The sequence below is a fragment of the Candidatus Pelagibacter sp. PS_34 genome (genome assembly GCF_059417845.1).
The window spans coordinates 1,244,505-1,265,826 of the sequence record NZ_CM182068.1 but is presented as its reverse complement, the minus strand read 5'-3'; the positions used below and the strand labels follow the sequence as shown (position 1 = coordinate 1,265,826).

Genomic DNA, 21,322 nt, shown 5'->3' with positions numbered 1-21,322 from the left:
TTTTAACTTAAATAAATAGGATTAATCAAATTCTTTTTAATTTTAAATTTTTCACATAAACTAGGGACTTCTTCATACTTAACTTCTTTAAATCCTTTAAAATCTTCAAAACTAAAACAATAATAATTGATTTTTTTTGTTAGAAATAAAGCTTTAATTGTCGCTAATGAATTTCTAATTCCTGCAAAACTACCAGGTCCTCTATTAACATAAATAATATCAATTTGATCTAAAGTAGAGGAATTTACCTTTAAAAAATCATTAATTAAGATCATTAATTTTTCAAAATTAATTTTACTATTTTCATGAGTACAAGTATAAATATTTTCACTAACTATGAGTGTTAAAAAAATTTTATCTCTTGTGGCATCTACTATTAAATTTTTCATTATAATAATGTTATTTGCTATCAATTCTAAAGCAGAAGAAAATAATATCAAATATTATTCTGAAGATAGTGGCATTCTTTCTTTGATGTATCACCGATTTGATGAAAATAAGTATCCTTCAACAAATGTACAAATGGATATTTTCAAAGAACAAATGTCTATAATCAATACCTCAAATTATAAATTTTTTGATCCACAATATTTACAAAAAGAATTTAATTTTCCAAAAAATAAAAAAGAAATACTTATCACTGTAGATGATGCGTTCTTATCTTTTTATAAAATTGCGTGGCCATATTTGAAAAGAGAGAAAATTCCTTTTATTTTATTTGTTTCAACTGAAACCGTAGGTAAAACTGGCTATATGAGTTGGCAACAAATACAAGAAGTAGAAAAAGAGCCATATGCTTACATTGGCAATCATTCACATTCTCATAATTACCTAGTTGATCTAGAAACGAAAAATTTTTTGGCTGATATTAATACTTCAATTGAAATTTTTAATCAGAACTTAGGTTATAACCCAATTTTTTTTTCATACCCATTTGGTGAGTATAGCAAAACTATTAAAGATTTTATTTCCAAAAATTTTGATTTTGCTTTTGGACAACATTCTGGTGTCATTGATATTAATAAAGATCCCCATGAATTACCCAGATTCCCAATTAATGAGAAATATGGTGACTTAGAAAGATTCAAATTTTTAATTAATCTTGGTCCACTTCAGTACAAATCTTTAAACCCTGAAGACAAGTATATTATCAATAACAATCCACCAAAACTATCTGTTGAATTTTTTGAAAATCAAAAAAATATAGAAAATATTAATTGTTTCTCTGATGAAGGTAGTGGATGGGATAGGTCAAATATTACTTTTAATAAAAATATACTAAACATAAATTTTAGAGAAAAATTTACATTCAGAAGAGGTAGAGTTAATTGTTCACTTAATGATGATGGAATATGGAGATGGTTCGGCGTTCAATTTTCAGTGAATCAAAATTAAATTAAACTTTCTAAATCTTTGCTAGATGGTAATAACTTTGCATCATCAAAATCTGTTAAATCATTTTGTCTAATAATTTGTTGTAAAATTTTAACATACTCTTTTCCAGTCTCTGCATATTTGTCTAAGTATTCAGTAAGAAACATGCTGTCTAATTCTTTTCCTTCATCTCTCAATTCTGCTCTTGCACTTCTGAAATCTTTATAAGACGAGTGTGTGTTTAAATTTCTTTGATAAGCTTTTACGGACGCCTGCAAAACCTTAAATCTCATAACTTTATGTGTACTGTCATCTTCTGCATCGGCTGGTTTTATTCCTTTACCACTCCACGTCCACTGACCAAACAATGCATTTCCCTCTTGAGCAAACCTTGATGTTCCCCAACCAGTTTCCTTTGCAGCTTGTGCAATTGCCATTGAAACAGGCACTTCATCCATTCTAATTTTCAATGTTGATAAATCTTTATTTACAACTCCATATTGTTTAAATTTTATGTTTAACCACTCTTGTTCTGTCTTTGTGTTTTTGCTTTTATTTAAAATACTAAAGAGCTTTATTCTATCTAGTTTAATACTATTGTTTTCATCAATGATTAAAGGCAAAATTATCTGAATGAATAAGTCTTTTCTTTTTTTAGTATTTTCTATTTTTCCAATTTCTTTTGGTAATAGATCTAAATTTATAGGCTTTACTAATTTATTTTCTCTAACATCTTTTAAATTATAATCTGTTGATTTAAAAAGTTCTTCAATTGTTGCAGCACTTAATAGTATGGCTTCTGATGGCTGCTCATCGAATGTTAAAACATCTTCATATAAAAACTTTTTATTTAATTGCTCATCTAGTTTTGTTGTTTTATTTTCTAATAATTTTTTTAAATTATTCTTTGAATTATTTTCATAGTCCTTAGAAAATATCATTTTTTCTTTTGTAAGATTAATGACTAATGGAGCTATAAAAAAAATTGATATAATGATTAAACTTGATAAAAAAGTTCTTGAAAGATTATCTAGTCCACTTTTTTGTGCTTTTAGTTTATTTTTTTTTTTTAAATCTTTTGCAGTTTCAAAAAACGATGTAAGTTTTTTTCTAATAATTATTTTTTTTCTCATAACTATATTGCAACCACTTCTTTAACCTCAGGCAAATAGTGACACAAAAGATTTTGCACTCCTTGTTTTAAGGTCATTGTCGAGCTGGGACAGCCAGAACAGCTTCCTTGCAATTCTACCTTAACAATTCCATCTTTAAATTCTTTAAATTTAATATCACCACCATCTTTTGCAACAGCAGGTCTAATCTTTGATTCTAAGATACTTATAATTTGCTTTTCGATTTCAGTGTGTTCCTCTTTTTTTTCTCCAAGTAACTCATTGGCAATTACAAATTCTTTTCCTGTAGAATAAAAATCATTAATCAGTGAAATAGCTATATGTTTAATATCTTCCCAAATTACTTCTTCATTTTTATTTATAGATATAAAATCTTCTCCTAAAAATACGCCTGTTACCCCATTAATTGATAAAATATTTCTTACTAATTCGTTATCTGTTTCTTCTTTTTTTATCACTTCAAATGAGCCATTATTGGAAACTGTTTTTCCAGGCAAAAACTTTAGTGAATTAGGGTTTGGCGTTACTTCAGTTTGAATAAACATCTTTTTATATATAGTGATTACTGAGAAAATTTAAACTAATTAATATAATCTTATTAAAAACCTACTAAATCTTTAATTTCTTTTATTTTTTTTGAAGCAATTTTATTAGCTTTATTTGCGCCTTCTAAAAGAATTTTATCTAAATAACTTTCATCATTTAATAATTTTTTTATTTCTTTTGAAATTGGATCAATTGTTTCAATTAAAGTCTCTGATAACTTTTCCTTAAACTCTGAAAAATTTTTTCCTTTAAATTCGATAATAGATTTTTCTAAATTTTGATTTTTTAAACTTGAATAAATTCCTAATAAATTTTCAGCTTCTGGTCTTTCGTTTAAATCTTTAATATCTGAAGGAAGTGGCAAAGGATCCGTTTTTGCTTTTTTAATTTTATTTAATATCTCTTCGTTATTATCTGTAAGATTAATTCTGCTCAAATCTGAAGGATCTGATTTGCTCATTTTTTTTAAACCATCTTTAAGACTCATTATTCTAGAAAACTCTTTCTGTATTAAGGGCTCTGGAACTTTTAAAAAATCTGTTGCATTAAAATCGTTATTAAATTTTTGTGCTATATCTCTACAAAGTTCTAAGTGTTGTTTTTGATCATCACCAACAGGAACATGGGTTGCGTCATACAGCAGGATATCAGCAGCCATTAATACAGGATAGGAGTAAAGCCCAATGCTAGCTTTTTCCTTATCTTTTCCAGCTTTTTCCTTAAACTGAGTCATTCTATTAAGCCAACCAATTCTTGAAACACAACTTAATATCCATGCAGCTTCAGAGTGAGCTGGAACCATTGATTGATTAAAAATTATACTTTTGTTAGGATCTATTCCACTTGCAATAAATGTTGCTGCAGTTTCTCTTATATTCTTTTTTAGTTCCTTAGGATCTTGTTTTACCGTAATTGCATGAAGGTCAACTACACAAAAAATACACTCATTTTCTTTTTCATTTTGGAGTTTTACAAAATTTTTAATTGCTCCAAGATAGTTTCCTAAATGTAGGTTACCAGTAGGTTGTACTCCAGAAAAAATTTTTTTAATCATATCAATAGTTTAAATTAATATCTGTTCTTTTAAAAGCCTTGATTAAAACTGCAACGAAGAAATAAAATATAAGACCAGCAATAACAGCACCCAGCAAATAGATCACTTTAAAATTTTCTTGATAGGACAATTCATTATTAAAAAAATAAATTATATAATTAAAAAATATTCCCATAATCACTGATGTTGTTAAAATTTTAATTAATCTATCTATAAAGATAAGATTAAAATTGAAAAAACTTTCTTTTTTTAAAAAGATAAACAATAGCAATGCATTAAACCAAGATGAAATGGTAGTTGCGATTGGTATGATTATAAAACCAATTTGTTTAAAAAAGATAACACTTATAAATATATTTAATAAAACAGATAATAATGAAATATAAAATGGTATTTTTGTATTATGTCTCGCAAAAAAAAATGTCGAAAAAACTTTTATTAATGAAAAAGCAGGCAAACCAATTGCAAAATAAAATAGCGCTTTTGCTGAATTCTTAACACTTAACTCATCAAAGGAACCATAGCCAAATAATGAAGAAATAATCTCTTCTGAGGCAATTAATAATGCAACTGTCGCTGGGATACTCAGGAATAGACTAAGTTCTAAAGCTTTATTTTGAATTAAATTTATTTTATTTTTATTTTGACTTTTAACATATTTGGATAGTTGGGGTAAAATAACTGTACCAATTGCAATTCCAGCAATGGCTAAATTTATTTGATAAACTCTATCAGCATAATAAAGATATGAAACCGCACCAGCTTGAAAAGATGCAATAATTGTTCCTACTAAAATATTTATTTGAGTAACACCTGATGAAAAAATACTAGGTAACAGTTTTTTAAAAAAGTTTTTAATTTTTTTATCAATGTTAATTTTAAATTTAATCTTAGGTGAAAAATTTTTTTTTACAAAAAAGTATAGAAAAATAAATTGTACAACACCTGAAATGGTTACTGCATAAGATAAATAATAAACAAGATTATCGTCTAATATTTTTGCAAATAACAAAACTCCAATTAAAAGTATATTTAAAATAATTGGAGCGGCGGACGCTATTGCAAATTTATTATGTGAATTTAAAATTGCAGAAAAAAATGATGCCAAACTTATGAAAATTAAAAATGGTAAAGTAATTCTTGTTAAGGTTATAGCTAGTTCCATTTTTTCATAATCGCCTTCAAAACCTGGTGCAATTAGATAAACAAATAAAGGCATCAATATCTCTATAATCAGAACTAAAACTATTAGGCCTAGGGTGAGTAGATTAAAAATACTATTAGCAAAGTTTTGTGCTTTTTTTTTATTATTCAATAATGATGAGTAGCTTGGAACAAAAGCTGCATTAAATGTTCCTTCAGAAAATAATCTTCTAAAAGTATTAGGAATTCTAAACGCCACAAAGAAAGCATCTGCCAAAATTCCAGTTCCAAGGAATACTGCTATTAAAATATCTCTTAAATAGCCCAGTAACCTACTAATTATTGTAAAAAAGCTAAACGTGCTTGTTGACTTAATAAGGTTCATAAATCATATTAGTCTTAAATTTGCTCCATTTGTATATCTAATTAACATAAATGAAAAAAACTAAAATAGATCATTATACTGATAAAGAAGCTCTAGAATTCCACAGCTTAAATAAGCCAGGAAAAATAGAAATAAATTCTTCAAAACCAATGACAACTAAGAGGGATTTGGCATTAGCTTATTCTCCTGGTGTTGCAGTCCCAGTTCAAGCAATCGCTGACGATCCAGAGACAGCGTACGATTATACATCTAAAGGAAATTTAGTTGCAGTGATAAGTAATGGATCAGCTATTTTAGGAATGGGTAATTTAGGAGCACTTGCATCTAAACCTGTCATGGAGGGAAAGGCAGTTTTATTTAAAAGATTTGCTGATATAGATTCTATTGACTTAGAAATTAACTCTCAAGATTCCGATGAAATTATTAATAGTATTAAAAACTTTGCATGCAGTTTTGGTGGTATTAACTTAGAAGATATCGCATCTCCTGATTGTTTTATAATTGAAGAAAAATTAAAGGAAATTTTAGATATTCCAGTTTTTCATGATGATCAACATGGAACAGCAATTATAACTACAGCTGCATTAATTAACGCTCTAGATATTAGTGGTAAATCAATAAAAGACATTAAAGTTGTTGTAAATGGAGCAGGTGCATCAGCAATTGCTTGTACAAATTTATTTAAAAATAGTGGCGTACCTGGTGAAAATGTAATCATGCTTGACCGTAAAGGAGTGGTCTATAGAGGTAGAACTGAGGGAATGGACCAGTGGAAATCTGCCCATGCAGTAGAAACTAAAAAAAGAACTTTAGAAGAAGCTATAAATGGAGCTGACGTATTTTTAGGATTATCTGCCAAAGGAGCTTTGAAAAAAGAGTTAGTAAAAACTATGGCTAAGAACCCAATAATTTTTGCCTGCGCAAACCCTGATCCTGAAATAACACCTGAAGAAATAATGGAAGTTAGAGATGATGCCATTATTGCAACTGGAAGATCTGATTATCCCAATCAAGTAAACAATTTAATTGGTTTTCCTTATATTTTTAGAGGAGCATTAGACGTAAGAGCTACAACTATTAATGAAGAAATGAAGGTTGCAGCTGCAAACGCAATTGCAAAATTAGCAAGAGAAGATGTTCCAGATGAAGTTGTTGCCGCAATGGGAGGAGATCGTCCTAAATATGGAAAAGATTATATAATTCCATCCACGTTTGATCCAAGACTGATTAGTGTAATTCCTGCAGCAGTTGCAAAGGCTGCTATGGATAGTGGTGTTGCAAAAAAACCTATAAAAGATTTTGAGGCTTATAGAGACCAACTCAAACAAAGGCTAGATCCCTCAGTAACTATTATGCAAGGTATTAACTCTCATATCAAAAAAAATCAAAAGAGAATTGTTTTTGCGGATGGAGAAGACGAAAACACTCTTAAGGCGGCAATTGCATTTAAAAATTCTAAATTAGGTACACCAATTTTAATTGGTAAAAAAAATAAAATTAAAGAAAGAATAAAAGAAATTGGCTACAATAAAAATTTTGATATCGAAATAGTTAATTCTGAAGACACAACAAAAAGAGAGAAGTACGTAAACTTTTTATTTGAAAAATTGCAAAGAGAGAAAGGTCTTTTGGAAAGAGATTGTGATAGATTAGTTAGAAATGATAGGGTTGTATGGGCATCTTGTATGGTTGCTTGTGGTGATGCAGATGGTGCTGTCACTGGAAATACTAGAAGATTTGGAGCTTCTTTTGATAAAGTTACACAAGTTGTAGATGCTAGACCAGGTGAAATCATGTTTGGATTAAATATGGTTGTTGCTAAAGGAAAAACTATTTTTGTTGGAGACACGAGTGTAAATGAATATCCAAGTTCAGAGGAGCTTGCAGAAATTGCAATTTCATCAGCTAGAGTAGTTAAAATGTTTGGCTTTGTTCCAAAAGTTGCTTTTGTTTCTCACTCTACTTTTGGTCAACCTCTAACAAGTAGAACTAAACATATAAAAAAAGCTGTTGAAATTTTAAAAGATAAAAATGTAGATTTTGATTTTGATGGGGACATGCAGCCAGATGTTGCCTTAAATGAAGAATACAAAGAATTATATCCTTTCTCAAGTATTGTAGGAAATGCAAATATATTAATAATGCCGGGCCAACACAGTGCTGCTATCTCTTATAAAATGATGAAAAGCTTAGGTGATACAAAAGTTATTGGCCCTCTTTTAATTGGATTGGGTCAACCCATTGAAATAGCTCCTTTAAGGTCATCTACTTCAGAAATCATAAATTTAGCATCAGTAGCTGCCTACTCTGCTGATGTAATTGATTATAAAAAAAGTTAATTTTTTTGAATTCTTAAATCTTCAACCAAGACAATACTTGCAATAACATCTTCTACATCTAGTATTTCTTTTGCTTCATTTATTACTTTTTTTCTTTCTTCTGCGGTTAAAGAAATCCCATAAATAAATATTTTTTTCTTATAAGTATCAATTTGATAATTGGTTGCTTTAATTTTTTTGTTAAATATTAAAGCAGTACGAAGTTGGGATGTAATTAACAAATCTTTAGCTGATTGTTTAAAATTAAAATCTTCTTTTATTTTAATATCGTTTTTAACTGACCTAACACCTTTTGTTTCCCATGCAAGTTTAGTAATTTGAAGTTTTTCTTCAGGATCATCTACTTTTCCTGTTACAAAAATTTTTCCATCTAAAACTTTTGTGCTAACAGCTAAGATATAGCTCTTGTCTCTTAGGGCTAATCTTGCACCTAAACTTTTTTGCATCACAGAATCGTCTATTTGGGTTCCTAAAGATCTTGGATCAAACGCAATACTAACACCTGTTCCAAAAACTCCTTTTGAGCTAATCCCAACACATCCTGTTAAGATTAAAAAAATTAAACTTATTAAAAATATTTTATTTTTCATTTTTTATTTTTAGACAATAATTGTAAATTTCTTTTTTTGATACATTCGTATTTTGGCTAATTAAATCTGTAATATCTTTTATGCTTAGTTTTTTAATTAATTTTTGAATAATTATTTTATCAGATTCTTTTAATATTATCGATGAATTTTTTTCTTTTACCTTTTCAGAAATAACAATTGTTAACTCTCCTTTGGGATCAGATTTAAATGGTTCAAGTGTCTCCACATCTGTTCTTATATATTCCTCATAAAATTTCGTCATTTCTCTACAAACCAAAATTTTTCTATTTGAAAAGTAACGTTTTAAATCTTTTATCGATCTATTAAATTTTCGTGGAGAAATAAAAAAAACAATACAGCCCTCTAAATTTGCAAGCCTTTCGAAATCTTCTTTTAATTTGCTATTTTTATCTGGAAAAAAACCATAAAAAAAATATTTTTCATTAAATCCACTTATGGAAACTGCAGAAGAAACAGCTGACGCACCTGGAATTGGAAAGATATCTATTTCGTTAATAGCACATTCATTGACTAATATAGCTCCTGGATCTGAGATAGATGGAGTTCCAGCGTCAGAAATCAAAGAAACGACCGATCCTGATTTTAAAATATCAATTACTTTCGATAAATTTTTTTTTTCATTAAATTTATGATTTGCAATAAGTTTTGATTTAATTTCATACCGTTCTAATAAATTTTTTGAAATACGTGTATCCTCACACAGTACATAATCCGATTTTTTTAATACTTCTAGGGCTCTTAAAGTGATGTCGCTTAAATTCCCAATAGGAGTAGATACAATATAAAGTCCACTTTTAACTTTATTATTTATATTTTCAGTATGTAGAATCATCAAATTATAATAGTTATAATAATAACATTAAAATGAACAAAATTATTAAAATTATACTTTTTTTAGCTTTTGGTTTCTTAATTACTCCAGTAGCACTCTTGGCAAATGAGAAAATTAGGATTGGTCTTCTTGTCCCTTTAACTGGAAAGAACTCTGAAATAGGACAATCTATAATTAAATCTACACGTCTTGCAATTAACACAATAAACAATGCATCAATTGAGATTATACCAAAAGATACACAATCAAACCCTGAGGTAACTTTAGTGGCAGCCAAAGAGTTGGCTAATTCAGGAATAAAAATTGTTGTTGGTCCAGTTTTTAACGAAAATCTAATTTACCTAGGTGAGTTAAGTGAATTAACATTCTTGGCTCTAACGAATAAAAATGATAATTTTTCTAAAAACATTATTAACGCTGGAATTAATGCAACTTCACAACTAAATGCAATTAAGAAGTTTATAGAATTAAACGAAATAAAAAAAACTATCTTTCTTACTCCAGATATAAGTTTTAAAAATGAAATTGAAAAAGCTATTTCTAATTCTAAAATAAAAATATTAGAAAATTATATTTATAATACTGACCCAACTAAACTTACCAAACAAATTGAAAAAATTACACGTTATGAAATTAGAAAACAAAACCTTGAAGATGAAATAAATAGACTAGAGAAATCGGAACAAAGCAATAAAGAGCTCTTAATTGAAAGGTTAAAAAAGAGAGATACTCTTGGTAGTGTAAAATTTGACTCAGTGGTAATTTCTGATTTTGATGAAAGTTTAAAAAGTGTAACAACTTCCCTGCTTTATACGGATATAACTCCTAAAGAAAAATATTTTATTACTCTTAATCAATGGTTTGATGAATCTCTTTTAAAAGAGACAAGCTCACAACCCTTGTATTTTCCCTCTGCAAATAAAGATAATTATGATGAATTTTCTAATGAATATTTTGAAAAATATAATCAATACCCTAACCAATTGTCATTTTTAAGTTATGACTTGGTTGGGCTTGTATATTATTTAATTCTTCAAAACGAATCTGTTATTGATAAAAAAATGTTTACCAAAAAAACTTTGTTTAAAGGAAAGGTTGGAGTTTTTGAAATTAAAAACAATAAAATTAATCATATTTTAAATTTTTATAAAGCTGAAGATGGAGAGTTTAAAAAAGTTTTTTAATTTTTTTAAAAGCTTTAAATCTATGATCTATTTTATATTTCTGTGATGCTCTCATTTCAGCAAATGTAATTTTTTTTCCAAGTGGTATGAAAATAGGATCATAACCAAAACCATTTTTACCTTTTATAACTGGTGAAATAAAACCCTCAACCTTTCCAATAGAATTTATTATTTCTTTATTTTTATTATAAATGGTTAGAGCACAAATAAACCTGGCCTTAATTTTTTTCTCTCGCCAATTTTTGTCTTTTTTATCTAACTCCTTAAAAACTCTATACATTGCTTTTTTAAAATCACCTTTTTTACCTCCCCATCTAGCTGAATAAATTCCAGGATCTCCATCTAAAATATCTATTTCTAAACCTGAGTCATCAGACAGACATGTCATTTTTGATTTTTTAGAAAAAAATTTAGCTTTGATTAAAGAGTTTTCCTTAAATGTCTTGCCATTTTCAGGAGGGCTTTTTATTTTAAAGTCCTGTGGAGAGTATATTTCAACATTTTTAGGCAATAAATCCTTAATTTCTTTTAATTTTCCTTTATTATTAGTGCCTATCAACAATTTTATAATTTTATTCTTTAACATCTAGCAATTATCAAATTTCATACCATATAAGTTGTCATGGAAAAAGATCAAAACATTAATTCTGAAAACCAAAATGAAGAAATTAAAGAGAATGAAGCTGATGAGCAAAAACAAGTAGAACAAGAAATTTCAACTGATAAAACAGAAGAGGCAAAAGAGATTACACCTGAAGAAAAAATTAAGGAGTTAGAAGATAAGCTTACTAGAACTTTTGCTGAAATGGAAAATCAAAGAAGAAGATTTGAAAAAGAAAAAGATGATGCTTTTGATTATGGTGGATTTTCTTTTGCAAAAGAAGCTTTAAATTTAATTGATAATCTTGAGAGATCAAAACAAATTTTAGAAAGTGATGAAGTATTAAAAGATACCGAAGCTTTAAAAAAAACTTTAGAGCATTTTGAAATTATTAGTAAAGATATGGTATCAATTTTTTCAAAAAATGGAATTACACCTGTTGTTTCTATTGGTAAAAAATTGGATCCCAATCAACACCAAGCTATGATGGAAATTGATGATGATCAAAAAGAACCTGGAACAATAGTTCAAGAAATTCAAAAAGGTTTTATGATGAAAGATAGACTTTTAAGGCCAGCATTAGTTGGAGTTTCAAAAAAAACTAAAACTCCAGATGATCAAAAAAGCGAGGAAAATTAAGAAAATTCAGACAATTAATTATGATTGTAAGAACTTGTAGATTGAAAATTAACACTTATATGAAGGAAAGGAATTAAATTATGAGCAAAATTATAGGAATAGATTTAGGAACAACAAATTCATGCGTGTCTATCATGGAAGGTAGTCAGCCTAAGGTTTTAGAAAATGCTGAGGGTGCAAGAACAACTCCTTCAGTTGTAGCTTTTACTGAGGATGGGGAAAAACTCGTAGGTCAACCTGCAAAAAGACAAGCTGTTACTAACCCTGAAAATACTATTTTTGCCGTAAAAAGATTAATCGGAAGAAGCTTTGAAGACCCTACTGTAAAAAAAGATATTGCAGCTGCGCCTTTTAAAATTGTGAATTCAGAAAAAGGAGATGCTTGGATTGAGGCTAAAGGGGAAAAATATTCACCTTCTCAAATTTCAGCTTTTATTCTTCAAAAGATGAAAGAAACAGCTGAAAAATATTTAGGCCAAGAAGTAACGAAAGCTGTAATTACGGTTCCTGCATATTTTAATGATGCTCAAAGACAGGCAACAAAAGATGCTGGTAAAATTGCTGGCCTTGAAGTTTTAAGAATTATTAACGAACCAACAGCCGCTTCTCTTGCTTACGGTTTAGATAAAAAACAAAATAAAAAAATAGCTGTTTATGACTTAGGTGGTGGAACTTTTGATGTTTCTATCCTTGAGTTGGGTGATGGTGTATTTGAAGTTAAATCTACAAATGGAGATACATTTTTAGGTGGTGAAGACTTTGACAATACAATCGTTGATTATTTAATTGGTGAATTTAAAAAAGATTCTGGAATTGATTTAAGATCAGATAAATTGGCTCTTCAAAGATTAAAAGAGGCTGCTGAAAAAGCAAAAATTGAATTATCTTCTGCAGAGCAAACAGATGTTAATTTACCCTTTATAACAGCTGATAAAACTGGTCCAAAACATATCAATCTAAAAATGACTAGAGCAAAATTAGAAGCTTTGGTTGAAGATTTAATCTCAAGAACATTACCACCATGTAAAACCGCTCTTAAAGATGCAGGGCTTACTGCAAGTGAAATTGATGAAATTGTAATGGTTGGTGGAATGACAAGAATGCCTAAAGTTCTATCTGAAGTTAAGAGCTTTTTTGGTAAAGAACCCAATAAAAGTGTAAACCCTGATGAAGTTGTTGCAATGGGTGCTGCAATCCAAGCTGGTGTTCTTCAAGGAGACGTTAAAGATGTCCTTCTTTTAGATGTAACACCTTTATCGCTTGGAATTGAAACATTAGGTGGAGTTTCAACAAAATTAATTGAAAAAAATACAACAATACCAACAAAAAAAAGCCAAGTATTTTCAACAGCTGATGACAACCAACCTGCTGTATCAATCAGAGTGCTTCAAGGTGAAAGAGAAATGGCATCTGACAACAAAATGTTAGGAAATTTTGAGCTAGTTGGAATTGCACCTGCTCCAAGAGGAGTGCCTCAAATAGAAGTAACTTTTGATATTGATGCAAATGGAATTGTGAGTGTTTCTGCTAAAGATAAAGGAACTGGAAAAGAACAAAAAATCCAAATCCAGGCCTCTGGTGGCTTAAGTGATGAAGAGATTGAAAAAATGGTAAAAGATGCTGAAGCAAATAAAGAAGAGGACAAAAAGAAAAGAGAATCTGTTGATGTTAGAAATCAAGCAGACACTCTTTTACACTCTACTGAAAAAAATCTAAAAGAGCATGGGGCCAAAGTTTCTGATGCTGATAAAAAAGCAATTGAAGATGCCTCAACTGACTTAAAAGAAACTATTAAAGGAACTGATACCGAAGAAATTAAAAAGAAAACTGAAACTTTAGTTCAAGCCTCTATGAAATTAGGTGAAGCAATTTATAAATCTCAAGAAAAAAAAGAAGGCTCACCAAAAGAAGGTGATAAAAATGATGAAGGAAAAAAAGACGATAATGTAGTTGATGCTGACTTTGAAGAAGTTAAGGAAGAAAGCAAAGAAGGCAAAGAAGAAGATAAAGAAAAAAGCGCCTAAGACTTACAGCAACTATCATCTTAAAGTAACTTATGGCTAAAAGAGATTTTTATGACGTCTTAGGGGTTAGCAAAAGTGCAAGCCCTGAAGAATTAAAATCCGCTTATCGTAAATTAGCTGTAAAATATCACCCAGATAAAAACCCAGGTGATAAAGCCTCAGAAGATAAATTTAAAGAAGCTGGTGAAGCTTACGGTATCCTTTCAGATAAAGAAAAAAAACAAAACTATGATAACTTTGGCCACGCTGCCTTTGAGGGTGGTGGAGGTAGACAAGGAGGAGGCTTTGGTGGTGGTTTTGGTGGAGCTGATTTTTCAGATATATTTGAAGATTTTTTTGGAGATTTTGGTGGTGGACAATCAAGGGGAAGAAGAAAAACCAATAATAGAGGTTCTGATCTTCGATATGATTTATCTATTACCCTTGAAGAAGCATATGAGGGTAAAAAACAAGATATAAAATTCTCAACTACAGAAAAATGTAATACTTGTAGGGGTAATGGCTCTAAACCTGGTCATTCTCCAGACAGATGTACCGTTTGTGGTGGAAATGGTAAAGTAAGATCTAACCAAGGTTTTTTTACTGTTCAACAAACTTGTCCTCAATGTGCAGGCTCTGGTGAAGAAATAACAAACCCATGCACAGATTGTAATGGTCAAGGCAACAAACAGGCTTCAAAAAAAATATCAGTAACAATACCCAAAGGTGTTGATGATGGAACTAGAATTAGATTGGCTGGCAAAGGTGAAGCAGGATCCAAAGGTGGGGCAAGCGGTGATCTTTATCTTTTTGTAAATGTACATTCACATGATTTATTTAAAAGATCTGATGAAAACCTATTTTTTGAATTTCCAATATCCATTGCTGATGCAGCATTAGGAACCACAATAGAGATACCAACAATTGATGGTGGAAAAGCTAAAATTAAAATACCTGATGGAACTCAAAATGGAAAACAATTTAGATTAAAGGGTAAAGGCATGCCCTATATGAGAGGTAGTGGAAATGGAGACCTTTATGTCCAAGTAAATACTGAAGTTCCTATTTCTTTAAATAAAGAACAAAAAGCGTTACTTGAAAAATTTAGAGAAATTGAAAACGAAAAGTCCAATCCAAGTATCAAACAATTCTTTCAAAAAGCTAAGAGTTTTTGGAAAAACTAAAGACTAATTAAGTAAAAAAGGTTAATATTTTCCTAGATGAAAAAAATTAATTTAGCTATTTCTGGTTGTCTAGGGAGAATGGGTCAACAACTTATTAAGTCATCAAAAAAAAATAAAAACTTTAGATTAGTTTCTCTTACCGAAAATAAAGCCATCAGTAAAAAAATTGCTGGTATCAAAATTGATGTAAATACTGAAGAAGCTTTTAAAAAGACTGATGTAATAATAGATTTTACAGTTCCAAACTGTACTTTAGATATTTTAAAAATTGCATCTAAGTTAAAAAAAAGAGTAGTAATTGGAACAACTGGATTTACCCAAAAAGAAGAAGTTCTAATTAAAAAATTGTCTAAAAAAATCCCCATATTAAAAGCTGGTAATATGAGCCTTGGTGTTAATTTATTAATGTATTTAACTGAAATTGCCTCAAAATCATTAAATGATGAATATTTAAGCAAAGTTTTTGAAGTTCATCACAAACACAAAAAAGATTACCCATCAGGAACAGCTTTAATGCTGGGAAAAGGAATTGCAGATGGGAAAAATAAAAATCTTTATAACTTAATGGGTAAAAAATTTTTTAATAAAAAATCTTTTCCATATGGAAAAAAAATTAATTTTAATTCAATTAGAAAAGGTGAAATTATTGGTGAACATGAAGTTACATTTTCTAGTGGGAAAGAAATAATAAAATTAAATCATGAGGCTTTTGATAGAGCGCTTTATTCAGATGGGGCTCTAACTGCTGCAAAATGGTTGATTAACAAAAAACCAGGACTTTATTCAATGAGAGATTTATTGAACTTTAAATAATGGATGAAAAAGAAAAAGCTAAAAAAATACTAAAAATTTTAAATAAACTTTATCCAACAACCCCTATTCCACTAGATCATACTAGTAACTTTACCCTCTTAATGTCAGTTCTTTTATCAGCACAATGTACTGATCTAAATGTTAACAATGTAACTAGAAATATATATCCAAAATATAATAGACCAGAGCATTTTGTAAAATTAGGCAAAAAACGAATAGAAAAATTAATTAAAAGTATTGGTCTCTTTCGAGTTAAAGCAAAAAGCATCTATTTAATGTCTAAACAGCTTATAGAAAAACATGGAGGTAAAGTACCTAAAAGCTTTGAAGAGCTCGAAAAACTGCCTGGTGTAGGTCATAAAACTGCAAGTGTGGTTATGTCTCAAGGTTTTGGAATTCCAGCTTTTGCCGTTGATACTCACATACATCGATTAGCTCAAAGATGGGGTTTAACGAATGGCAAAAATGTGATTCAAACTGAAAAAGATTTAAAAAGAATATTTCCAGAAAAAACATGGAGTAAATTACACTTACAAATAATTTATTATGGAAGGGAATTTTGTAAAGCCAGGGAATGTTATGGTTTGACTTGTAAAATTTGTACGACTTGTTATCCTAATCGAAAAAATCCAGTTAAAATAAAAAAAGTTTAATATGAAAATAATAGGAATTGGTAATGCAATTGTGGATGTTATTTGCAAAGTTGACGATCAATATCTGGTAAATAATCAATTAACAAAAAGCACAATGAAATTAGTTGATGAAAGTGAGTTTAAAAAACTTTTATCAACTCTTAAAATTGAAGAAACAGTTTCTGGTGGATCTGTTGCAAATTCTATTGTTGGCCTGTCTCAATTGGGAAATGATGTTGGGTTTGTAGGTAAGATTAATGCTGATGAATTGGGAAAAAAATACGAAGAAGGTCTGACTAAAGAAAAAGTTCAATATTTTTATAATAAAAAAGAGGAAGTTTCACCAACTGGGACTTGTTTAATCTTGATCACGCCTGATGCAGAAAGAACTATGGTTACGTTTTTAGGAATTGCAGGAAAAATTAACCAAAATGATATTAATGAAAAAGCTGTAAAAGAAAGTGAAATGATATTTTTAGAAGGATATTTATGGGATGAGGGAGAACCGAAGACTGCCTTCAATAAGGCGATGTCACTCTCTAATACTAAAGCAATGTCTTTATCAGATCAATTTTGTGTGGAGAGACATAAAAGTGACTTTTTAGATTTAGTTAAAAATAAACTTGATATTACTTTTGCAAATGAACAAGAAATCAGAGCATTAATTGATGCTAAAAACTTTGAAGATGTTATTGAATTTGGAAAACAACTAGGAAAGCTTTTAATCGTCACGCGTGGTGAAAAAGGAAGCATTGCTATCAAAAATAAAGAAATTGCAGAGTGTCAAAGTAAACCTGATTTAAAAATTGTAGACTTAACAGGTGCAGGAGACCTCTTTGCAGCTGGTTTTCTTCATGGACTAATTAATGATGTTTCAACAAAAGAATGTCTCGAAAAAGGAACTGAGATGTCTTCAAAGATAATCCAAAAAGTTGGTGCTAGACTAGATTAAGCTATTTTAGTCAATAAAATAACCATTTTTATGGCTTAATATAAATTTTTCATCGTCAAATAAATCACTTATTTTTTTTCGCAATCTATATATATGTGTTTCTACAGTATGGGTTTCCATATCTGCTGAGTAACCCCATATATTTTTTTGTAAATCTACAACATTGTGTTTAATTTTTGTATTATTTAAATATAAAATAATTTCAATTTCTTTTTCTGTTAACTTTAAACTCAAGATACCTTTAGAAATAAATTTAGAATTTAAATTTAATTCATAGCCTTTAATAATAACATTAGACTGTTGATTGAATTTTAATTTGATTAATTTAATATTGATTACCTCTAATAATTTTTTTAAAGATAAGGGCAAATCATTTAAATCTAAAAAATTTTTATCAGTTATATTATCATTTAGTAATAATTTATGATCAGTTTTTGAAATTATCAAACAATCTATTTTATTTAGATCAAGTTTCTTTTTAAAATATTCTTTATTCTCAAATTTTATAATTTTAAAAGATAAATTTTCTTTTATCTCATCTAAAATTTCATATAGTGAATTAAAATTTATAATAAAAACATTTTGCATAATTATATTTAATATTACTTATGATAATTCATGTACCAAATAAAAACACTCTTATAATTGATGATTTTAAATTAAGGTGTTGTGTTGGTAAAAAAGGCATAAATTACAGCAAAAAAGAAGGTGATTACACAACTCCTAAAGGGTTATTTAAATTAAGAAAATTATATTTTAGAAAAGATCGTGTTGGTATTCCAAAGTGCAAAATCTATAAAAAAAATATAAAAATAAATATGGCTTGGTGTGATGATCCTACACACAAAAAATATAATGAAGAAATTCATACATCAAATAAAAAATCAAAAGAATTATTTTATAGGAAAGATCATACATATGATTATTTAATTACTATTAGTCACAATGAAAAAAAAATACCAGGCAAAGGAAGTGCTGTATTTATTCATTTAACAAAGAATTACAAACCCACAGCAGGATGTGTTGCTCTTAAAAAAAAAGATTTTGAAATATTATTAAAATTAATAGATAAAAATACTAAAATTAAAATAGGTTAATTTCTTTCTCCAAAAATTTTAGATCCTATTCTTAAAAAAGTTGACCCATATGTTAATGCTTTTAGATAATCACCTGACATGCCCATGCTGAGCTCTTTCATTTTAAATGTATTGGTTATGATCTTCATTTCATTAAAATAATGCGAGCTATCTTTATCACTTGGAGGTATACACATAAAACCTATTATATTAAGCTTTAAATTATTTATACAAAAATCATAGAAACTATTTAATTCATCAATAATTATTCCATTTTTTTGGTTTTCATTACCAATATTAATCTGAATAAATATTTTCGTCTTTTTATTTTGTTTAATTTCTTCATTAGCAATCGCTTCTGCCAACTTTATATTGTCCAATGAATGAATATAATCAAACAATTTTACAGCATATTTTACTTTATTTTTTTGAAGCTTGCCGATCATGTGAAGACTGATTTGATTTTGATTATTTTTTATTGTTTCCCATTTATTAACTGCTTCTTGAACTTTATTTTCTCCAAAATCAATATGACCACTATTAATGATAGGTAATATTTTATCTATTGAAAAAGTTTTGCTTACAGCAATTATTTTGGGTATCTTAATTGTGTTTTTTGTTTCACTTATTTTTAAATATATTTCTTGCTGTATTTTATTTAAGTTAATTAAACTATGATTCATATAAATGCTTTACAGGGATTTTATTTTATAGATGATTTTAATAGGGATCATTTAATTAAAATAGACTCTAATATTATTATTATCTACAGAAATTATAAAGAAAAAAATAATGAAAAAAAAATCTTTGAAATAAAAAAATTTTGTAAGAAAATAGGTAAAAAGTTTTTTTTAGCTAATAATGTAAATCTAACAATTAAATTACGACTTGATGGAGCTTATATACCTTCATTTAATAAAGATATATCAGTCAAAAAATTAAAAAATAAAGGGATACCAATTCTTGGTTCTGCACATAATTTAAAAGAAATTAATGAAAAGATAAAACAGGGTGTACAAATAATTTTTTTATCTCCCCTCTTTAAGGTTGAAAAAACAAATAAATTCTTAAATATCATTAAATTCAATATTCATTCTAAATTATTTCCTGGCGATGTTGTGGCACTAGGTGGAATTAGAAAAAATAATATTAATAGAATCAAAATTTTAAATTGCTTTGGATTTGCATCAATTTCTTATATTAAAACAAGTATAAAAAAATGAATCAAAACTTTGAAAAATTCAAAAAAAAAGTAGAACAGTTATTTAATCATTACAATGCTGGTAACTATCCTTTTGTAATACAACAAGTTAATTTACTTTTAAAAAAGCAACCAAAAAATATATTTATTTTAAATTTACTTGGTTCATCACATCATAAAATGGGTGATTTAAATGTTGCTGTAAAAGTTTTTTTACATGTTATTCAATTAGATGAAAATAATCTAGCTGGCATGAATAATTTAGCTAATGTTTATAAAGATCTTTCAAGATTTGAAGAAGCTAAAAATTTATATGAAAAAATTTTAAATAAAAATTCAAATTATATTAATGCAATTGTTAATTATGGAAGTTTAAAATTTCAATTAAATCAATTTGATGAGTCTATTGCTTTATATAAAAGAGGTTTAAAATTAAATAATAACTCATTAATCATTCATTATAATTTGGGTTTAGTCTATCAAAGTTTAGGGAATTTTAGTGAAGCTAAATCTGCCTTCGAAGAGGTTTTAAGAATTGATCCTAATATGCATATTGTTGATAGAATGATAAGCAGATTTATAAAATACGATCAAAATAATCCTCATTTAAAAAATATGTTAGAAAAAATTAAAGATCCTAATCTTAATGATGAGTCCGAAATAAATTTAAATTTCGCTCTTGGAAAAGCTTTTGAAGATTTAAAAGACTATAAAAAATCTTTTTTTTATCTTGAAAGTGGCAATAAATTAAAAAATAAAACACATAAATACAACACTGGTATTGACGATCAATTATTCACAAATATTTTAAATACTTTTAAAGATTTTAATTTTAAAAAAATTGAAGAAGAAAATAACAAAGAGAAACAAATCATTTTTATTGTCGGCTTACCTAGATCAGGCACAAGCTTAATTGAACAAATACTTTCTTCACATACAAGGGTTTATGGTGCTGGAGAATTAGATTTTTTAGAAAAACTAATGAGAAAAAGCTTTTATATTGAAGGTAAATTTAAATTACCCAATTTGGCTAGCTCCGGCAATATGGATTTATTCCAAAAAATATCTAAAGATTATTTAGCGCTAGTGAATGAATTTAAAACTCAAGAACAAATTGTAACTGACAAGGCTCCATTAAATTTTAGATGGATTGGTTTTATAAAAATATTTTTTCCTAATGCTAAAATTGTTCATTGTGAAAGGGAAGCTAAGGATAATTGTTTGTCATTATATAAAAATATTTTCGATGAAAATCAAAATTGGACCTACAACACAACCGACATTTTAAATTATTATAAGAACTACAAAAACTTAATGGATTTTTGGAAAAAGAAGCTTCCCAATTTCGTTTACAATTGTAGTTACGAAAATATTATCACTAATCCTGATATTGAAATAAAAAACTTAATTGAGTTTTGTGGCATTAAGTGGGAAAGTCAATGTTTAGAGTTTTATAAGTCAAAAAGAGCAATAAAGACAGTTAGTGTAGCTCAAGCAAGAAAGCCTCTTTATAAAACTTCTATATCCTCTAATGCAAATTATGCACCTTTTCTTATAGATTTTTTTGATAAACTAGATTCTTTATCATCATAAAAAAAACGGCCCCTAAAAATAGGGGCC

General features: G+C 28.2%; 22 protein-coding genes. 12 read left to right on the top strand and 10 right to left on the bottom strand.

Annotated elements, in window-relative coordinates; translation table 11 throughout:
• Window positions 1–2: 2 nt before the first annotated feature.
• The gene (locus AC5SL3_RS06800; RefSeq protein ID WP_006997526.1) at window positions 3–389 is read right to left on the bottom strand and encodes a peptidase M22; all 387 of its coding nucleotides are present in this window, start codon (window positions 387–389) and stop codon (window positions 3–5) included.
• Between the two features lie 7 nt (window positions 390–396).
• Between AC5SL3_RS06800 and AC5SL3_RS06795 the strand changes: the two genes are divergently transcribed.
• Entirely contained in the window at window positions 397–1,395 is a 999-nt protein-coding gene (locus AC5SL3_RS06795) for a polysaccharide deacetylase family protein (protein ID WP_494578090.1), read from the top strand.
• On the opposite strand, the gene AC5SL3_RS06790 is transcribed toward AC5SL3_RS06795, so the two are convergent.
• From AC5SL3_RS06790 to murJ, 4 genes are read right to left on the bottom strand one after another with little or no spacing between them, the layout of a single operon-like run.
• Window positions 1,392–2,507 carry a glucosaminidase domain-containing protein gene (locus tag AC5SL3_RS06790; protein ID WP_494578089.1) on the bottom strand — a complete coding sequence of 372 codons (1,116 nt, stop codon included), beginning with the start codon at window positions 2,505–2,507 and terminating at the stop codon, window positions 1,392–1,394. The two genes, AC5SL3_RS06795 and AC5SL3_RS06790, sit on opposite strands and share 4 nt — an antisense overlap.
• 2 nt (window positions 2,508–2,509) lie before the next feature.
• Complete coding sequence (locus tag AC5SL3_RS06785; RefSeq protein WP_494576907.1) at window positions 2,510–3,052, bottom strand: NifU family protein; 543 nt, start codon at window positions 3,050–3,052, stop codon at window positions 2,510–2,512.
• Between the two features lie 53 nt (window positions 3,053–3,105).
• Entirely contained in the window at window positions 3,106–4,107 is a 1,002-nt protein-coding gene (gene trpS / locus AC5SL3_RS06780; RefSeq protein WP_494578087.1) for a tryptophan--tRNA ligase, read from the bottom strand.
• 1 nt (window position 4,108) lies between these two features.
• Window positions 4,109–5,635, bottom strand: a complete 1,527-nt coding sequence (gene murJ, locus AC5SL3_RS06775) for a murein biosynthesis integral membrane protein MurJ (protein WP_494578085.1) — start codon at window positions 5,633–5,635, stop codon at window positions 4,109–4,111.
• 50 nt (window positions 5,636–5,685) lie between these two features.
• Here murJ and AC5SL3_RS06770 point away from each other — a divergent pair, with 50 nt between their 5' ends.
• A complete protein-coding gene (locus tag AC5SL3_RS06770; RefSeq protein ID WP_494578083.1) occupies window positions 5,686–7,974 on the top strand; it encodes an NADP-dependent malic enzyme in 2,289 nt (762 codons plus the stop codon).
• Here the strand turns inward: AC5SL3_RS06770 and AC5SL3_RS06765 are convergent.
• Together AC5SL3_RS06765 and rsmI are read right to left on the bottom strand one after the other, a co-directional pair.
• A complete protein-coding gene (locus AC5SL3_RS06765) occupies window positions 7,971–8,564 on the bottom strand; it encodes a BON domain-containing protein (RefSeq protein WP_494578081.1) in 594 nt (197 codons plus the stop codon). The genes AC5SL3_RS06770 and AC5SL3_RS06765 overlap by 4 nt on opposite strands.
• Entirely contained in the window at window positions 8,554–9,417 is an 864-nt protein-coding gene (gene rsmI, locus AC5SL3_RS06760; protein ID WP_494578079.1) for a 16S rRNA (cytidine(1402)-2'-O)-methyltransferase, read from the bottom strand. The genes AC5SL3_RS06765 and rsmI overlap by 11 nt, the downstream gene beginning before the upstream one ends.
• A gap of 32 nt (window positions 9,418–9,449) precedes the next feature.
• Here rsmI and AC5SL3_RS06755 point away from each other — a divergent pair, with 32 nt between their 5' ends.
• Window positions 9,450–10,601, top strand: coding sequence for an ABC transporter substrate-binding protein (locus AC5SL3_RS06755; protein WP_494578077.1), 1,152 nt, complete (start codon window positions 9,450–9,452; stop codon window positions 10,599–10,601).
• Here the strand turns inward: AC5SL3_RS06755 and rdgB are convergent.
• Complete coding sequence (gene rdgB / locus AC5SL3_RS06750) at window positions 10,585–11,187, bottom strand: RdgB/HAM1 family non-canonical purine NTP pyrophosphatase (RefSeq protein WP_494578075.1); 603 nt, start codon at window positions 11,185–11,187, stop codon at window positions 10,585–10,587. The genes AC5SL3_RS06755 and rdgB overlap by 17 nt on opposite strands.
• Window positions 11,188–11,223: 36 nt before the next feature.
• On the opposite strand from rdgB, the gene AC5SL3_RS06745 reads away from it, so the two are divergent.
• The 6 genes from AC5SL3_RS06745 to AC5SL3_RS06720 all read left to right on the top strand — a co-directional run bounded on the left by AC5SL3_RS06745 (window position 11,224) and on the right by AC5SL3_RS06720 (window position 17,425).
• Window positions 11,224–11,841, top strand: coding sequence for a nucleotide exchange factor GrpE (locus tag AC5SL3_RS06745; protein WP_494578073.1), 618 nt, complete (start codon window positions 11,224–11,226; stop codon window positions 11,839–11,841).
• A gap of 80 nt (window positions 11,842–11,921) precedes the next feature.
• Entirely contained in the window at window positions 11,922–13,865 is a 1,944-nt protein-coding gene (gene dnaK, locus AC5SL3_RS06740; RefSeq protein ID WP_494578071.1) for a molecular chaperone DnaK, read from the top strand.
• 32 nt (window positions 13,866–13,897) lie between these two features.
• The gene (dnaJ, locus tag AC5SL3_RS06735; protein WP_271499210.1) at window positions 13,898–15,028 is read left to right on the top strand and encodes a molecular chaperone DnaJ; all 1,131 of its coding nucleotides are present in this window, start codon (window positions 13,898–13,900) and stop codon (window positions 15,026–15,028) included.
• 36 nt (window positions 15,029–15,064) lie between these two features.
• Window positions 15,065–15,841, top strand: coding sequence for a 4-hydroxy-tetrahydrodipicolinate reductase (gene dapB, locus AC5SL3_RS06730; protein ID WP_494578069.1), 777 nt, complete (start codon window positions 15,065–15,067; stop codon window positions 15,839–15,841).
• Window positions 15,841–16,494, top strand: a complete 654-nt coding sequence (gene nth / locus AC5SL3_RS06725) for an endonuclease III (RefSeq protein ID WP_494578068.1) — start codon at window positions 15,841–15,843, stop codon at window positions 16,492–16,494. Before dapB ends, nth begins: the two co-directional genes overlap by 1 nt.
• A 1-nt stretch (window position 16,495) precedes the next feature.
• Window positions 16,496–17,425 (top strand): adenosine kinase, encoded by a 930-nt coding sequence (locus AC5SL3_RS06720; protein WP_494578066.1) that lies wholly within the window; start codon window positions 16,496–16,498, stop codon window positions 17,423–17,425.
• Window positions 17,426–17,431: 6 nt separating this feature from the next.
• On the opposite strand, the gene AC5SL3_RS06715 is transcribed toward AC5SL3_RS06720, so the two are convergent.
• Entirely contained in the window at window positions 17,432–18,013 is a 582-nt protein-coding gene (locus tag AC5SL3_RS06715) for a helix-turn-helix domain-containing protein (RefSeq protein WP_494578065.1), read from the bottom strand.
• Window positions 18,014–18,033: 20 nt separating this feature from the next.
• Here AC5SL3_RS06715 and AC5SL3_RS06710 point away from each other — a divergent pair, with 20 nt between their 5' ends.
• Window positions 18,034–18,522, top strand: a complete 489-nt coding sequence (locus tag AC5SL3_RS06710; RefSeq protein ID WP_494578063.1) for a L,D-transpeptidase family protein — start codon at window positions 18,034–18,036, stop codon at window positions 18,520–18,522.
• Here AC5SL3_RS06710 and AC5SL3_RS06705 read toward each other — a convergent pair.
• Complete coding sequence (locus tag AC5SL3_RS06705; RefSeq protein ID WP_494578062.1) at window positions 18,519–19,184, bottom strand: YggS family pyridoxal phosphate-dependent enzyme; 666 nt, start codon at window positions 19,182–19,184, stop codon at window positions 18,519–18,521. The two genes, AC5SL3_RS06710 and AC5SL3_RS06705, sit on opposite strands and share 4 nt — an antisense overlap.
• On the opposite strand from AC5SL3_RS06705, the gene AC5SL3_RS06700 reads away from it, so the two are divergent.
• Entirely contained in the window at window positions 19,176–19,724 is a 549-nt protein-coding gene (locus AC5SL3_RS06700) for a thiamine phosphate synthase (protein ID WP_494578061.1), read from the top strand. The two genes, AC5SL3_RS06705 and AC5SL3_RS06700, sit on opposite strands and share 9 nt — an antisense overlap.
• Complete coding sequence (locus AC5SL3_RS06695) at window positions 19,721–21,295, top strand: tetratricopeptide repeat-containing sulfotransferase family protein (protein ID WP_494578059.1); 1,575 nt, start codon at window positions 19,721–19,723, stop codon at window positions 21,293–21,295. The genes AC5SL3_RS06700 and AC5SL3_RS06695 overlap by 4 nt, the downstream gene beginning before the upstream one ends.
• Window positions 21,296–21,322: the final 27 nt, after the last annotated feature.

Excerpts from the sequence above, each read along its gene's own strand:
- dnaK (WP_494578071.1), top strand. The coding sequence starts at position 11,922 with ATGAGCAAAATTATAGGAATAGATTTAGGAACAACAAATTCATGCGTG.
- AC5SL3_RS06770 (WP_494578083.1), top strand. The coding sequence starts at position 5,686 with ATGAAAAAAACTAAAATAGATCATTATACTGATAAAGAAGCTCTAGAA.
- murJ (WP_494578085.1), bottom strand. The coding sequence starts at position 5,635 with ATGAACCTTATTAAGTCAACAAGCACGTTTAGCTTTTTTACAATAATT.
- AC5SL3_RS06755 (WP_494578077.1), top strand. The coding sequence starts at position 9,450 with ATGAACAAAATTATTAAAATTATACTTTTTTTAGCTTTTGGTTTCTTA.
- AC5SL3_RS06765 (WP_494578081.1), bottom strand. The coding sequence starts at position 8,564 with ATGAAAAATAAAATATTTTTAATAAGTTTAATTTTTTTAATCTTAACA.
- AC5SL3_RS06790 (WP_494578089.1), bottom strand. The coding sequence starts at position 2,507 with ATGAGAAAAAAAATAATTATTAGAAAAAAACTTACATCGTTTTTTGAA.
- AC5SL3_RS06720 (WP_494578066.1), top strand. The coding sequence starts at position 16,496 with ATGAAAATAATAGGAATTGGTAATGCAATTGTGGATGTTATTTGCAAA.
- AC5SL3_RS06745 (WP_494578073.1), top strand. The coding sequence starts at position 11,224 with ATGGAAAAAGATCAAAACATTAATTCTGAAAACCAAAATGAAGAAATT.
- AC5SL3_RS06705 (WP_494578062.1), bottom strand. The coding sequence starts at position 19,184 with ATGAATCATAGTTTAATTAACTTAAATAAAATACAGCAAGAAATATAT.
- rsmI (WP_494578079.1), bottom strand. The coding sequence starts at position 9,417 with ATGATTCTACATACTGAAAATATAAATAATAAAGTTAAAAGTGGACTT.
- AC5SL3_RS06700 (WP_494578061.1), top strand. The coding sequence starts at position 19,176 with ATGATTCATATAAATGCTTTACAGGGATTTTATTTTATAGATGATTTT.
- AC5SL3_RS06785 (WP_494576907.1), bottom strand. The coding sequence starts at position 3,052 with ATGTTTATTCAAACTGAAGTAACGCCAAACCCTAATTCACTAAAGTTT.
- AC5SL3_RS06800 (WP_006997526.1), bottom strand. The coding sequence starts at position 389 with ATGAAAAATTTAATAGTAGATGCCACAAGAGATAAAATTTTTTTAACA.
- AC5SL3_RS06715 (WP_494578065.1), bottom strand. The coding sequence starts at position 18,013 with ATGCAAAATGTTTTTATTATAAATTTTAATTCACTATATGAAATTTTA.
- rdgB (WP_494578075.1), bottom strand. The coding sequence starts at position 11,187 with ATGTTAAAGAATAAAATTATAAAATTGTTGATAGGCACTAATAATAAA.
- AC5SL3_RS06710 (WP_494578063.1), top strand. The coding sequence starts at position 18,034 with ATGATAATTCATGTACCAAATAAAAACACTCTTATAATTGATGATTTT.
- AC5SL3_RS06795 (WP_494578090.1), top strand. The coding sequence starts at position 397 with ATGTTATTTGCTATCAATTCTAAAGCAGAAGAAAATAATATCAAATAT.
- nth (WP_494578068.1), top strand. The coding sequence starts at position 15,841 with ATGGATGAAAAAGAAAAAGCTAAAAAAATACTAAAAATTTTAAATAAA.
- AC5SL3_RS06695 (WP_494578059.1), top strand. The coding sequence starts at position 19,721 with ATGAATCAAAACTTTGAAAAATTCAAAAAAAAAGTAGAACAGTTATTT.
- dnaJ (WP_271499210.1), top strand. The coding sequence starts at position 13,898 with ATGGCTAAAAGAGATTTTTATGACGTCTTAGGGGTTAGCAAAAGTGCA.
- trpS (WP_494578087.1), bottom strand. The coding sequence starts at position 4,107 with ATGATTAAAAAAATTTTTTCTGGAGTACAACCTACTGGTAACCTACAT.
- dapB (WP_494578069.1), top strand. The coding sequence starts at position 15,065 with ATGAAAAAAATTAATTTAGCTATTTCTGGTTGTCTAGGGAGAATGGGT.